Annotated in this window: 13 protein-coding genes; 6 read left to right on the top strand and 7 right to left on the bottom strand. The window is 61.4% G+C overall.

Features of this window, described 5'->3' with window-relative positions; genetic code table 11:
* The first annotated feature begins 4 nt into the window (after positions 1 to 4).
* From MGEO_RS06640 to MGEO_RS06620, 5 genes are all read left to right on the top strand, one after another.
* Entirely contained in the window at positions 5 to 982 is a 978-nt protein-coding gene (locus MGEO_RS06640) for a TRAP transporter substrate-binding protein (protein ID WP_085635945.1), read from the top strand.
* An 85-nt stretch (positions 983 to 1,067) separates the two neighbouring features.
* Positions 1,068 to 1,598 carry a TRAP transporter small permease gene (locus MGEO_RS06635; protein ID WP_085635944.1) on the top strand — a complete coding sequence of 177 codons (531 nt, stop codon included), beginning with the start codon at positions 1,068 to 1,070 and terminating at the stop codon, positions 1,596 to 1,598.
* Positions 1,599 to 1,604: 6 nt separating this feature from the next.
* The gene (locus tag MGEO_RS06630) at positions 1,605 to 2,909 is read left to right on the top strand and encodes a TRAP transporter large permease (protein ID WP_085635943.1); all 1,305 of its coding nucleotides are present in this window, start codon (positions 1,605 to 1,607) and stop codon (positions 2,907 to 2,909) included.
* Entirely contained in the window at positions 2,909 to 3,853 is a 945-nt protein-coding gene (locus tag MGEO_RS06625; protein ID WP_233139731.1) for a hypothetical protein, read from the top strand. Before MGEO_RS06630 ends, MGEO_RS06625 begins: the two co-directional genes overlap by 1 nt.
* A gap of 16 nt (positions 3,854 to 3,869) precedes the next feature.
* Positions 3,870 to 5,588 (top strand): thiamine pyrophosphate-binding protein, encoded by a 1,719-nt coding sequence (locus MGEO_RS06620; protein ID WP_085635941.1) that lies wholly within the window; start codon positions 3,870 to 3,872, stop codon positions 5,586 to 5,588.
* Between the two features lie 43 nt (positions 5,589 to 5,631).
* Here the strand turns inward: MGEO_RS06620 and MGEO_RS06615 are convergent, their stop codons facing one another.
* From MGEO_RS06615 to MGEO_RS06600, 4 genes are all read right to left on the bottom strand, one after another.
* On the bottom strand, positions 5,632 to 7,110 hold the full coding sequence (locus MGEO_RS06615; protein ID WP_085635940.1) for an aldehyde dehydrogenase: 1,479 nt from the start codon (positions 7,108 to 7,110) through the stop codon (positions 5,632 to 5,634).
* Between the two features lie 8 nt (positions 7,111 to 7,118).
* Positions 7,119 to 8,153, bottom strand: a complete 1,035-nt coding sequence (locus tag MGEO_RS06610) for an LLM class flavin-dependent oxidoreductase (protein WP_085635939.1) — start codon at positions 8,151 to 8,153, stop codon at positions 7,119 to 7,121.
* Positions 8,154 to 8,251: 98 nt separating this feature from the next.
* A complete protein-coding gene (locus tag MGEO_RS06605; RefSeq protein WP_085635938.1) occupies positions 8,252 to 9,031 on the bottom strand; it encodes an alpha/beta fold hydrolase in 780 nt (259 codons plus the stop codon).
* A complete protein-coding gene (locus tag MGEO_RS06600) occupies positions 9,003 to 9,602 on the bottom strand; it encodes an amino acid synthesis family protein (RefSeq protein WP_085635937.1) in 600 nt (199 codons plus the stop codon). The genes MGEO_RS06605 and MGEO_RS06600 overlap by 29 nt, the downstream gene beginning before the upstream one ends.
* Before the next feature lie 106 nt (positions 9,603 to 9,708).
* On the opposite strand from MGEO_RS06600, the gene MGEO_RS06595 reads away from it, so the two are divergent.
* A complete protein-coding gene (locus MGEO_RS06595; protein ID WP_085635936.1) occupies positions 9,709 to 10,575 on the top strand; it encodes a LysR family transcriptional regulator in 867 nt (288 codons plus the stop codon).
* Here the strand turns inward: MGEO_RS06595 and MGEO_RS06590 are convergent.
* The 3 genes from MGEO_RS06590 to MGEO_RS21335 form a co-directional block, all read right to left on the bottom strand.
* Positions 10,536 to 11,375: a carbon-nitrogen hydrolase family protein gene (locus MGEO_RS06590; RefSeq protein ID WP_085635935.1), complete on the bottom strand. Its 840-nt coding sequence runs from the start codon at positions 11,373 to 11,375 to the stop codon at positions 10,536 to 10,538. The genes MGEO_RS06595 and MGEO_RS06590 overlap by 40 nt on opposite strands.
* Positions 11,376 to 11,377: 2 nt before the next feature.
* Entirely contained in the window at positions 11,378 to 12,535 is a 1,158-nt protein-coding gene (locus MGEO_RS06585; RefSeq protein WP_085635934.1) for a M24 family metallopeptidase, read from the bottom strand.
* Between the two features lie 70 nt (positions 12,536 to 12,605).
* Positions 12,606 to 12,767, bottom strand: a complete 162-nt coding sequence (locus MGEO_RS21335; RefSeq protein WP_158090979.1) for a hypothetical protein — start codon at positions 12,765 to 12,767, stop codon at positions 12,606 to 12,608.
* Positions 12,768 to 12,954: the final 187 nt, after the last annotated feature.

The raw sequence follows: 12,954 nt of genomic DNA, 5'->3' as shown, positions 1-12,954 counted from the left end.
AAGAATGAAAAACCTCATGAACTGGACCGCAGGTGCCGCGCTCGCGGCCTCGGTGGCCGCACCGGCCATGGCCGAGACCTGGGACATGCCGATGGCCTATGCCGCCACGAACTTCCACTCGGAAGTGGGCGCGAACTTCGCGAAATGCGTGACCGATGGAACGGGCGGCAATCTCGAGATCGTGACACACCCGTCGGGCTCGCTTTTCCCGGGCAACGAGATCAAGCGCGCCGTCCAGACCGGTCAGGCCAATATCGGCGAGCGCCTTCTGTCTGCGCACCAGAACGAGAACCCGCTCTATGGCGTGGATTCCATCCCGTTCCTCGTGTCGTCCTTTGACGAACATGAAAAGCTCTGGGAAATCGCAGGCCCCGCAGTTGCCGAGGTCATGGCAGAAGACAATCTGCACTATCTCTATTCGGTGCCGTGGCCGCCGCAGGGCCTTTACTTCCGGGATCCGGTCAACTCGGTCGCGGATATGAATGGCGTGAAGTTCCGCTCCTATTCGACCGCGACAGCGCGTCTGGCAGAACTCACCGGCATGATCCCGGTCCAGATCGAAGCGGCGGAAATCAGCCAGGCCTTCGCAACGGGCGTGGCCGACTCCATGATCTCGTCCGGCGCGACCGGATACGACCGCAAGGTGTGGGAGCATCTGAACCACTTCTACATCGTGGACGCATGGCTGCCCCGCAACGCGGTGTTCGTGAACATGGATGCCTGGAACGGTCTGGATGACGCCACCAAGGGCGTGATGAACGACTGCGCTGCCGCTGCCAAGGCGGAAGGACTGGCGCGATCCAAGGATTATACCGACTTCACCCTGAACGGTCTGCGTGAAGGTGGCATGACCGTGGAGCCCGCCAGCGACACTCTCGTTAGCGAACTTCAAGCCATCGGCGCGACCATGACCGAGGAATGGCTGGCCGGTGCGGGCGACGCGGGCAAAGCCATCGTCGACGCCTACAAGGCTGGCAACTGATCTGAAACGAACGGGCCGGAGCATGCGTCTTGTTCAAGACGTCGCTCTGGCCCGCTTCACACCATGAATATACGGGACCGGGACAATGGCGGCAGCGCGCGCGCTCAGGCGCATTCTTGATTTTCTTTATCTGTTGGGAGGGATCATTGCGTCGGTCTTCCTGATCGCCATTCTGACCATCATCGTCCTTCAGATGCTGGCGCGCTGGACCGGCACGACCTTCCCCGGAGCGACCGATTACGCCGGCTACTGCATGGCCGCCGCGTCGTTCTTTGCATTTGCCTACGCGCTGAACCACGGCGCGCATATCCGGGTGTCGCTGGTGCTTAGCGCCATGGGCCGGATGCGCCGCTGGGGCGAGACCTTCTGCTTTGCGATGGGAACCCTGATCGCGACCTATTTCGCATGGTACGCGGTCAAGGGCACCTACGTGTCATGGCGCTGGAACGAGATCAGCCAGGGCCTCGACAAGACACCGATCTGGATTCCCCAGATCTCGATGGCAGTCGGCGCCATTCTTCTGGCCATCGCGTTTTGGGATCACCTGATCCAGTTGTTTTTGACCGGCAATCACAGGATCAAATCCGATCTGGTCGACCAGAGCCACGCGGAGTAACGCATCATGGAACAGCTTGCCCCGATCGCAATCTTCCTTTTCGTCCTGTTCTTCCTCCTTGGCTCCGGTGTCTGGGTCGGCCTCGCGCTGATGGGCGTGGCCTTTGTGGGGATGGAGCTTTTCACCTCGCGCCCACCGGGCGACGCGATGATCACCCGCATCTGGGGCGCGTCCTCCTCTTGGACGCTGACCGCCCTGCCCCTGTTCATCTGGATGGGCGAGATCCTTTACCGAACGCGATTGTCCGAGGACATGTTCCGTGGCCTCTCGCCGTGGCTTGCGCGGCTGCCGGGCGGGCTTGTGCACACCAATATCGTCGGCTGCACCGTGTTTGCGGCCGTGTCCGGCTCTTCCGCTGCAACGCTGACCACCGTCGGCAAGATGTCCATCCCGGAACTGCGCAAACGCAACTACCCCGAAAACATGGTCATCGGCACCCTGGCCGGCGCGGCGACGCTGGGCCTGATGATCCCACCCTCGCTGACGCTGATCGTCTACGGCGTCACGATCAATGAATCGATCACCAAGCTGTTCATGGCCGGTATTCTGCCCGGACTGGCGCTGGCCTCGATGTTCATGGCCTATGTTGCGATCATGTCTTTCGTCTCGAAAGATTTCAATCCGACCCCCGAAGCCCCCATGACCTTTGCCGAAAAGGTCAAGAACTCGCGCTTTCTGATCCCGGTGATCTGCCTGATCCTCGTGGTCATCGGCTCCATGTACCTCGGCTTTGCCACCGCGACCGAGGCCGCCGCGTTTGGCGTCATCGGCTCGATGGTGCTGGCCGCAACCCAAGGCTCCCTCAACTGGGAGACATTCACAGAAAGCCTGATGGGCGCGGTGCGCACCTCGGCCATGATCGCGCTGATCCTCGCAGGCGCAGCGTTCCTCTCGCTGTCCATGGGGTTCACCGGCCTGCCCCGAGGACTGGCCGATCTGATCGCCTCGCTTGACCTGAGCCGCTTCGAGTTGCTGATGGCCCTGCTGGTCTTCTACATCATCCTCGGCATGTTCCTTGACGGCATTTCTTCCGTGGTGCTGACGATGGCAGTGGTCGAACCGATGATCCGTCAGGCTGGCATCGACATCATCTGGTTCGGCATCTTCATCGTTGTCGTCGTGGAAATGGCGCAGATCACACCGCCGATCGGGTTCAACCTTTTCGTGCTTCAGGGCATGACAACCCACGAGATGAACTTCATCGCCAAGGCCGCGATCCCGATGTTCCTGATCATGGTCGTCATGGTCTTTGTCCTGATCGCGTTCCCCGAACTGGCGACCTGGTTGCCCGAAAACATTCGACAACGATAGTGCAACTGCTCGGTTTCGTTGCCCGGCACGGTCGATGGAGCCTCGTCGCGGGCCTTTTGGCAGGTCTGGCCCTGCCGGGCCTCGCCCAGACTCTGCGACCATACCTGCCAGAGTTGGTGAGCATCCTTCTTTTTGTGGCGGCTCTGCGCATCGGGCCGCGCGCGACCCTTGGGGGCTTCAGGGCCATCGGTCACACCTTGCGAACGGTTGCCATATACCAAGTGGTTGCACCGCTTCTCGCGCTTGCAGGTCTGGCCTCCATCGGCATGGCCACAACCCCGGTGGGCATGGCGCTGGTTCTCGTTCTGGCGGCGCCTTCCGTGACCGGAAGCGCGAATTTCACCATCCTGATGGGTCAGGATCCTTCAGTGGCCATGCGCATCCTGCTGATCGGAACCGCGCTGTTTCCGGTGACGGCCTTCATCGTGCTGACGCTGTCACCGATTGTTGAGTCGCCCGCCGAAGCTCTGCTCGGCACCGCCCGTCTGATCGCTGTGATTTTCGGCGCGGTCGGATCGGCGTTCGCCCTGCGATTGCTGGTCTGGCGCGACATGGGCGACGGGGGCCGCGCGTCGCTTGACGGAATGTCGGCCATATTGCTGGGCGTCATCGTCATTGGCCTGATGAGTGCCGCAGGCCCGGCATTGTTGTCGACACCCATGCAGTTCGCGGGATGGCTTGCCTTTGCCTGCGCGATCAACTTCGGGATGCAGCTTCTGGCGCATCGCTTCATGCCGGTCGACGATGAAACCCGCGACCGCACCGGCACCAGCATCATCGCCGGCAACAGAAACATCGCACTGTTTCTTGTCGCCTTGCCGCCCGAAGTGATGGACCGGGTGCTGCTGTTTATTGGCTGCTACCAGATCCCGATGTATCTCACGCCCATACTGCTGGGCAAAACACTCCGCCCCCGTGCCATTGCGGGGGCCGACACGTACTAACCATGAAGGAAAGCGCATGACACGGATGAACGGCGCACAGGTCATTCTGCGGATGCTGGAACTGCACGAGGTGGGTTGCGTGTTCGGATTGCCCGGCGAGACGACCATCGGCTGGTACAAGGAATGGCAGGAGTCCTCGTCCATCGAATTCGTTCTGACCCGCGACGAACGCACCGCCGCCTTTGCCGCCGAAGCCTATGCCAAGGTCACGGGCCGCCCGGCCGTTCTCGAAGCCCCCAGTCCCGGCGTCGCCCATTGCGCTCCGGGCATTGCCGAAGCCTATCTGTCCTCCGTTCCGGTGATCTTCTTCAGCTCCGACATCCCGGTGAACCAGGACAAGAAGCACGGTCTGACCGGACTCGACCAGACGGCGCTCTATGCGAGCATCTGCAAGGAATCCTTCTACCTGACTCGCGTCCAAGACATCCCGTTCCTGCTGCGCCGCGCCTTTCGGGTGGCGACCTCGGGTCGTCCGGCGCCGGTGCATGTGCGGGTTCCGATCAATATCTTTCACGACGAAGCCGAGATCACCGACCTCTATGCCGAACCCGACTACAGGGTCTATCCGGCGCACCGTCCGGTGGCTGATCATGCGAAGATCAGACAGACCATCGATCTGCTGCTCGCAGCCCGCAAGCCCATCATCGTCTGTGGGCAGGGCGCGCTGATTTCGGGGGCCGGACAGGCGGTTCTGGATCTGGCCGAGCTGTTGCAGATTCCTGTTGCCACGACCACGCCGGGTAAGGGAACGGTGCCGGAAACCCACCCACTTGCCCTTCGCGTCATCGGGGCGCGCGGCGGCATGGCCTATGCCAACGACTATGCCCACGAGGCCGACACGGTGTTCCTGATCGGGTCGAACACCGACTCCAGTTCGACCAATCACTGGAAACTCTACGGGGACCCGAAGACCAAGACCTTCGTGCAGCTCGACATTGCCGAGGCGCATATGGGCAACAACTTCCCGCTGGCGGTCGGATTGGTCGGCGATGCACGCGCCACTCTGGACTACATGCTCGAGTTGCTTCGCCGCGATCATCCGGATCTGAACCGCCCCGCGCTGGATTTGACCGACGTGAAGCGTTCGGCGCTCGACTCGGTATTCAACGCCAATATCCCGATGCCCGAAGGCACGTTTTCCCCCGTCCGGTTCACGCAGGCCCTTGACCGGCTTCTGCCTGCCGATGCCATTGTCACCGCCGAACCCGGCGTTGCGGCGATCTATCCCTCGGCGCTGATGTCGGTGCGCGAAGCCGGGCGGCGATACCTGACCAACTATTCCATGGGCGCCCTCGGCTATTCCGTGCCCGCCGCAATCGGCGCGGCCTTTGCAGGCAGCGGCCCGGTGATCTGCCTCACCGGGGATGGCTCGCTCGCCTTCGTGCTGGGCGATTTCGAAACCATCCGGCGCAGCGGAAAGAACATCACCGTGGTCCTGATGCGCAACGACAGCTACGGCTGGATCCGGGGAGAAGCGATCCTGCTCGACGATGTCGACGCCCCCTGGACAACCGATTTTGGTGCCGTCGACTATGTGAAGGTCGCCGAAGGCTTTGGCTTCCGCGCGACCCGCATCACGTCGGAAGACCAGATCGAACCGGCCCTGGCCGAGGCCATCGCGCATCCCGGGGCGAATTTCATCGAAATGATGGTGCCGACGCAGGACAAGATCGTGCCCTTCGTCCCGAACTGGGTCGAGTCCGCACGCAAGAAGGGGCTTTCCCATTTCCGATGACGGCGGACGACATCTGGCCGTGCAACGCGCGGGAGTGACGCCCTCACCGCATCACAAACGGATTGGCCATCGGGCTGTCTGACGTGTTTATCCACGTGGTCTTCGTGCGCGTGTAATCCAACACGGCTTCGATCCCGGCCTCGCGCCCGTATCCGGATTGATCATACCCGCCAAACGGCGCGATCGGTGACACGGCACGGTACGTGTTCACCCAGCAGATCCCCGCTTTCAGTCGCGCGGACACCCGATGCGCGCGTGCGACGTTCTGGGTGAACACCCCGGAGCCAAGCCCGAAAGGTGTCGCATTGGCGATGGCGATGGCCTCGTCCTCGGTGTCGAACGGCAGCAACGACATCACCGGGCCGAACATTTCGGTTTTCAATGTTGCGATACTGGTGTCCGGGCATTCGACCAGGGTCGGCGCCATGTAATTGCCCGGCCGATCGATACGCGCACCGCCAAACCGGATGCGCGCGCCACCGGCCCGCGCGGCCTCAAGTGTGGCTTCGATCTTTGCGACCTGTGCATTGGTACAAAGCGGACCGATCTGCGTATCTGCGGCCAGCGGGTCACCGATGATGATGCCCCGCATTTTCTCTTCGATCCGCTGAACGAGATCGTCAAAGACATTTCTTTGGATCAAGCCTCGGCTTCCAGCGACACAGCTTTGCCCCGACGCTCCGAAATTCCCCGCGATCAACCCATTGGCCGCGCCATCAAGATCGGCATCCTCGAACACGAGGATGGGCGACTTGCCACCAAGTTCCAGCGTCGTGACAGCAAAATTCTCGGCCGAATTGCGCACCACATGCCGCGCGGTTTCCGGGCCTCCGGTAAAGGCGATCCGGTCCACATCCGGGTGACGGGTCAGCGGGATGGCACAGTTCTCTGCATCCCCGGTGATGACCGAAACCACACCGTGCGGAAATCCTGCCGCCTCGATCAACCGCGCGAATTCAAGCATCGGCGCCGGGGCCACTTCCGAGGCTTTCAGAACCACCGAACAGCCTGCGGCCAGTGCCGGACCCAGCTTCGTCGCGGTCAGGAACATCTGCGCATTCCAGGGGACGATGGCCGCCACCACGCCGATGGGTTCGCGCCGGGTGAAGACGTGCATGTCGGGCTTGTCTATGGGCAGCACCGCGCCTTCGATCTTGTCAGCCAGTCCCGCGTAGTAGCGGTAGTAGTCACCCACATAGGCGGATTGCGCCGCCGTCTCGGCCAACAGTTTGCCGCTGTCCGTGGTTTCCACACGGCCAATGGCCTGTGCATTCTCCTCGATCAGATCGGCCAGTCTGTAAAGAAGCTTGCCCCGTTGCGTCTGCGTCATGTCCCGCCATGCCGGATCGTCCAGAACCCGCCGCGCAGCGGCAACGGCACGGTCCACATCCGCCGGCGCTGCGCAGGCGAACGTGGCCCAGTTTTCCCCCGTGGCCGGGTTCTCGGACGCCATGACCTGCGCCCCGGCTCCCTCGGTCCAGATACCGTCAATGAAAAGCTGGTAATGTGGTTTCTGTCCCATCTGGTCCCTCACTGAAAGGCTGGCATAACGTCGTCGATGAACCGCGCGAGCGAGTCCCGCTTGCGCTCGAAACTCATGCCGCTGTCGATCCAGAACGAGTATTCATCATAACCCAGATCTTCGTAGCGTTTGATCTGGTCGATCACCTCCTGCGAGGTTCCGATTGTCAGATCGCGCTTGATATTCTCGGGTGCCATCATCGTGTTGGCCGCCATTTCCTCTTCGCTCAGTTCCTCGATCAGTCCCTGGCGGACCGGGCGTTTGTTCTGAAACCATGCCCCAAAGTAACAATAGAAGCGCGATAGCTCCCTCGCGGCTTGCTCGACATCCGTCGCGTCCTTGCCGACATAGGTGTGATGCAGAAGCATGATCTTGGGCCGCTTGCCCTCGTAGCTGTCGCAGGCGGCATTGAAACGGTCCATCAGGGTCTCGATTTCTTCGATCCCCTGCCAAAGCGGCGTCACCTGAATGTTGAACCCGTTGTGGACGCCGAATTCATGGCTGTTGGGATCGCGCGCGGCGATCCAGATCGGCGGGCCACCCTCCTGCACCGGTTTCGGGGCCGACGTGGTTGCCGGAAACCGGAAGAACTCGCCCTCATGCGCGCAGTCACCTTCCCACAGTTTTGGAATCAGCGGAGCCATTTCGCGCATCCGCTGCCCGGCCTCCCAGGCATCCATGCCTGGCATGAGACGTTCATACTCGTAGGAATAGGCACCCCGCGCGATGCCCAACTCGATCCGGCCTCCGGTGATCAGATCGGCTGATGCCGCTTCACCCGCCAGTTTGATCGGATGCCAGAACGGCGCGATCACGGTTCCCGTGCCCAGCTTCACATGGCGGGTATGGTTGGCCAGATTGACCAGCGCCAGCAAGGGGTTCGGAGTGATGGTGAAATCCATACCATGATGCTCCCCGGTCCAAACCGCCCGCATCCTGGCGTCATCGGCCATCTTGCACAGCTCGATGAACTCAGAGTTCAGCTGTTCATGACTTTGATCGGGTGTCATGCGCTCCATATGCGCGAAAAGCGAAAACTCCATGGATCAGATCCTTTCGGTGATGCTGTGCACATCGCCGCGCTGTGCCTCTCCGAGGCAGAGACCGAAGCTGCGGGTCAGGGCACATGGGTCAAATGCGGTCACAGTCGGACCTCCTGCGCAAAACGCAGCAGAGCGCCGTTCACCTCATCCGCATGGGTCATCGGCATCATATGCGCGGCGGTTTCGACGATCTGCGCCCGGCCTTTAGGCGCAATATCGGCCATGGCCTCCGACATCGCAGGGGTCGAATTGGGCTCATCCCGCCCGGTCAGAAACAGGGCCGGACAGGACATCGCCGCCAGCGCGGCTGGGTCGGGACCGTTTTCATGGGCGAACACGGTGTAGGCCAAGCGGTACGCAGCGGGATCGACATCCGTCAACCACGCCCTGCATGCCGTGCGCTCGGACGAGGGCGTATCACCGAACCAGCGATCCAGAGGTCCGGACGGATCGGCCACGGTTACACCGTCAAGACTGTTCGCCCGGGCCTTCACGGCGTCAGAAGCCGCCTGATCCCGCTGATAAATCGCGTTCAGCACGGCCACACCGCGCACCAGATGCGTGTGACGAATAGCCAGATCCAACGCGATCATCGCACCCATGGAATGGCCAATGACAAGCGCCGGAGTGTCCAGTCCATCCGCGATGGCATCGGTATAGTCAGACAGGCCGGGTCGCCCTTGCAGCGATGGGCTTTGCCCATGGCCCGGCATATCCACCGCGACCGTGTGATACTGCAGCGAGAGCGCGTCGATCTGTGCAGCCCACGCCTCAGCGCGCAGACCGACGCCGTGGATCAGCAGCACAAGCGGCCCCTGCCCGGTCTTGATCGCCCGCAGGCTGCCAAACTCAGACCGCGGCCGGGTTGTCCAGATCATGTCCCAGATCCTTGAGGTCTTGGTAACGGTCTCCAATCCGGTGATGCGGTCGGCCACCGGTCGCGCCGCCCAGCACGACGACGATCTCGTCGTCACGCGGCGCATCCGGGATTGAGAACTGGATGGTCAGGTAATGCGACCGCCGTCCTGCATCGTTCTTGTCCATCAGCGGCACCATGATCGGCGCATTTGCCGGCCCGCGCGTATTGGTGAAGGCAAGGTAGGACTTTGCGCCCACGGCTTCGCGATAGAAATTCCCGAACCGCAGCGTGTGGATCAGACCCGACGCATGTTCGACCTCGCCATTCAGACCCACCACAGCCGCCTTGCCATAGGCCTCGATCCCATCGCCGCTGCCCGCCAAAGCGATCATCCGATTGGTCATCATCTCACCCAGAACCGGGCCGTAGGCCTGGATTTCAGGCTTGAGATCTTCAACAAAACGCCCTGCCCACGGATTGCGGACAACCGCTGCAACCGCGAACATGCGCCACGGGGGGACTGCGGCCTTGAAACCTTCGATGAACACCTCCTCATCATAGGTCACGATCTTTCTGATCTCGGGCTGCATACCGCTCTCCTGTTCGCTGAAACGTCATGTTCAGGAACGCCGCCATTTTGACAAACGAATGATTTGTGGGCTTAGGTATTAAAAAGGCTAATGGCTGACTTGACCCATGAAGAAATCCCTCCCACCGCTGACGTGGTTCCGCGCCTTCGAAGCCGCGGCCCGACATCTGAGCTTCACCGCCGCCGGTGACGAAATCGGCCTGACCCAATCGGCAGTCAGCCAACAGGTGAAAGCCTTGGAAACACGGCTGCGGGTCGCCTTGTTCATCCGTCACGCGCGCGGCCTGGCTCTGACCGATGAAGGCAGAAAGCTGTTGCCCCAGGTGGGCTCGGCTCTGGGGACACTGTCGGCAGCCACGGACAAATTTGATGCAGGCCCGGCCGAGAACCTGCTGACCATTGCAGCTTCGGTCAGTGTGACCCAGTGGATCATCGCACCCAATCTTGAAGACTTCTCGAGAAAGCACCCGCATATTCGACTGCGGTTTCTGAGCGCGATCTGGCCGGACGATTTCAACTCGGCCCGCGCGGACGTGGAAATCCGTTTCGGATCGGAGAAGCAGGTCGGACACAACGCGGACTTGCTGACGCCGAACCGGCTTGTCGCCCTCAAGTCCCCCAGACGTTCCGGCGACCTGAATGAATTGCCGCTCATCGAGTCCGTCGGCACGACAAGTGGGTGGAAAGACTGGTCACGTCAGATCGGACCGGTCCCCGAGCCGCAGATCTTCGCTGACTCCTACGGCATGGCCCTCCACTTTGCCGCAAACGGCAATGGCGTCGCTTTGGTCAGCGAGTTGTTGATCAAACACGCGATCGAAACCGATCTTCTGGAACGGGCGCACCCGGCATCGATCACGGGAAACGAAGGATACTACCTGTCAGTGGCCAAAGAGAACGCCTTTGCCAGACAGTTCAAAGACTGGTTGATCGCTCAGCTTCCCCGGGAAGCACCGGAAGGGTTTCGTGCCTGACCGCCCTGGCGGATATCAGACGCCAGCAAATTGCGATCTTCAAGATAGGGAAGCCGGGCTTGCGCGGCGGCGACTTTACCGATTTCCAGCGTTCCGCGGATGATCTCCGGTTGTGAACCGGCACGGGCGAGTTCAGTGCCACCCGGAGCTGCGATGAAACTCTGTCCCAGAAACGTCATTCCGTTTTCAGTCCCGGCGCTGTTGGCGTAAGCAAGAAACACGCCGTTTTCATAGGCCCGCGTCGGGATCATCCGTTGCGAGACCCAATCCCATTCTGCACCAAGGGCTGTTGGCACAAGGACCAGCTGCGCCCCCAAAGCCGCCACATGCCGTACCGTTTCAGGAAACTCCGCATCATAGCAGATGAGCGTGGCGATGCGGACATTGCGATACGTGAACAGCGTACAGCCCTGACCCTGTGTGAAATGCGCGCGCTCGAAACCGGGTGGGATCAGCAATTTCCTGTGTCCGCCCAAACGACGTCCGTCCGGCCCAAAACATTGCGCCGCATTGAACACGGTGTCCCCGTCGGCCTCGGGGAACCCGTAGTGAATGGCAACTCCGTGATCCACGGCCATTTTTGCGATCGCCTGCGCGATTTTACCATTGGCCGGTTCGGCCCTGTGCGCGATCTGGTCCGCAATGTTGTAGCCGGTTGCAAACAGCTCCGGCAGAAGCAGCAAGTCTGTTCCGTGGTCCGCAACGCCGGGCAAACTGTCCCGCAGCCAATCAAGCCGATCCCCGGTCGAGGACAATTCGGCAGGTGCCTGGCCAACGGCAAGACGGAAGGCGCGCTCCATTCTCAGTGATCGGTGATCAGGAGTTCACGCGGGTAGTGCGTGATGTACTCACAGCCGGTGTCTGTCACCACGATTGAATCCCCGATACGCCCTGCCGTGACGCCATCGATGGAGATGCCTCCGTCTACGGCAAAGGTCATTCCCGGTTGCAGGATGGTCCGGTCTCCGGTTTTCAGCTCCGGCGCCTCGAGATAGGCCATGCCGATGGATCGGCCCGTCCGGTACCCCGTCTCGAAACCGCGCGACGCGTAGATCTCGTTGGCCGCAGCAGCGACCTCCTGCGCCTCGATACCCGGGCGGATCGAAGCGATGGCCGCCTGCTGGGCATCGATGGCCGCCTGTTGCACGCGCGCGGCCTCGTCGCTGGCCTCGCCTATGTGAAACATGCGGTCAAACCCCAACTTGTACTGCTTGAACTGCGCCATGTTGCAAAAGCAGAAGTAGACCGGGTCGCCACGGCGGTAGTGGCGCACCGACGCGCGGCGATGCACCATGGAGGTGTCCTGACCGCTTTGCAGGATCTGAAGGTTGTGGATCATCGGCGAAATGAAACGCTCCCAGCCCTTGTCCGTTAGGAAAGCGGCAGCGCGGCGCGTCCCCGCATCGATCACGGCCAACGCGCTTTCGTATTCCTGTGCGCCTTCCCGCAGGCTGTCATGCGCAGCCGCCATCATCGCCCCGGCGATCTGCCCCGCCTCTTTCATCACCGCAATCTCGAACGGTGACTTGATCATCCGCATGTCGCCCAGAACCGCAGAGATATCCCGGATCGGCACACCCGGATAGGCCTCGTCCAGGTGGTTGCGCACGATGGCCGGAATGCTGCTCTTTTCGACCCAGATCTCGCCGGGTGCCTCACCCAAAGCACCAGCCAAAGCGCGCCCCCAGGTCCGCTGCCCCATGTCCTCCCAGACCCGCACATCCTCGACCCAGGTCATGGCCGCCACCATTTCGCTTTCCATCAGCGGGGTGATCACAACCGGGGCGTCCTCGGCGTGTACAACCAGCATGGTGGGCCGCCCGAACTCAATCCCGAGATACCCCCAGAACCCGGCGAGATAGGCAATGGAACTCTCGTCGGTGAACACCGCCTGCCGGATGTTCAGGTCCTTCATCCTCGCCTGAAGGGCCAGCGTTCGTGTTTGAGCCTCTTCAAGCATGATGTGCGTCCATGACAGTACCCGGTTCGTGCGGAATGCCGTCGGACGATGAAAGCATCGGGCCGATTTATCAATCGGAATCCTGCGGCAAGGCGACAAACGCCGAAGTGGCGGGCCGCAGGCCGAAAGCAAAGGGGCATGGTGTCAGAAGGTTCACCGCCCAAACGCGCGAACTCTTCGGGCGCACCAACACGAAATGGCCGACTGGAAGAGCCACCAGCACCAGCGCCATGGCACGCTGTCGCGTGAGCCTTACCAAGCCGACCGCGCACGGCTCATGCCATCAATACCACCGAAATGACCCGTTCATGTTACGCATGAACAGACAGGGCATACCAACCACCATGCGCTGGCAACTTCGGATCGTTCAGGTCTGAAGAGAAAGCTGGCACTCTGAGCCATCCGGTCAGAAGTGGCGG

This window comes from Marivita geojedonensis, assembly GCF_002115805.1.
In the GTDB taxonomy this organism is placed as follows: Bacteria; Pseudomonadota; Alphaproteobacteria; order Rhodobacterales; family Rhodobacteraceae; genus Marivita; species Marivita geojedonensis.
Note: the sequence above shows the minus strand (reverse complement) of the source record. Positions and strands in the feature narration are given on the sequence as shown.

Bases quoted from the DNA above. Each gene is read 5' to 3' on its own strand.
- MGEO_RS06640 (WP_085635945.1), top strand. From the start codon at position 5: ATGAAAAACCTCATGAACTGGACCGCAGGTGCCGCGCTCGCGGCCTCG.
- MGEO_RS06595 (WP_085635936.1), top strand. From the start codon at position 9,709: ATGAAGAAATCCCTCCCACCGCTGACGTGGTTCCGCGCCTTCGAAGCC.
- MGEO_RS06635 (WP_085635944.1), top strand. From the start codon at position 1,068: ATGGCGGCAGCGCGCGCGCTCAGGCGCATTCTTGATTTTCTTTATCTG.
- MGEO_RS06605 (WP_085635938.1), bottom strand. From the start codon at position 9,031: ATGATCTGGACAACCCGGCCGCGGTCTGAGTTTGGCAGCCTGCGGGCG.
- MGEO_RS06590 (WP_085635935.1), bottom strand. From the start codon at position 11,375: ATGGAGCGCGCCTTCCGTCTTGCCGTTGGCCAGGCACCTGCCGAATTG.
- MGEO_RS06615 (WP_085635940.1), bottom strand. From the start codon at position 7,110: ATGGGACAGAAACCACATTACCAGCTTTTCATTGACGGTATCTGGACC.
- MGEO_RS06620 (WP_085635941.1), top strand. From the start codon at position 3,870: ATGACACGGATGAACGGCGCACAGGTCATTCTGCGGATGCTGGAACTG.
- MGEO_RS06610 (WP_085635939.1), bottom strand. From the start codon at position 8,153: ATGGAGTTTTCGCTTTTCGCGCATATGGAGCGCATGACACCCGATCAA.
- MGEO_RS06630 (WP_085635943.1), top strand. From the start codon at position 1,605: ATGGAACAGCTTGCCCCGATCGCAATCTTCCTTTTCGTCCTGTTCTTC.
- MGEO_RS21335 (WP_158090979.1), bottom strand. From the start codon at position 12,767: ATGGCGCTGGTGCTGGTGGCTCTTCCAGTCGGCCATTTCGTGTTGGTG.
- MGEO_RS06600 (WP_085635937.1), bottom strand. From the start codon at position 9,602: ATGCAGCCCGAGATCAGAAAGATCGTGACCTATGATGAGGAGGTGTTC.
- MGEO_RS06585 (WP_085635934.1), bottom strand. From the start codon at position 12,535: ATGCTTGAAGAGGCTCAAACACGAACGCTGGCCCTTCAGGCGAGGATG.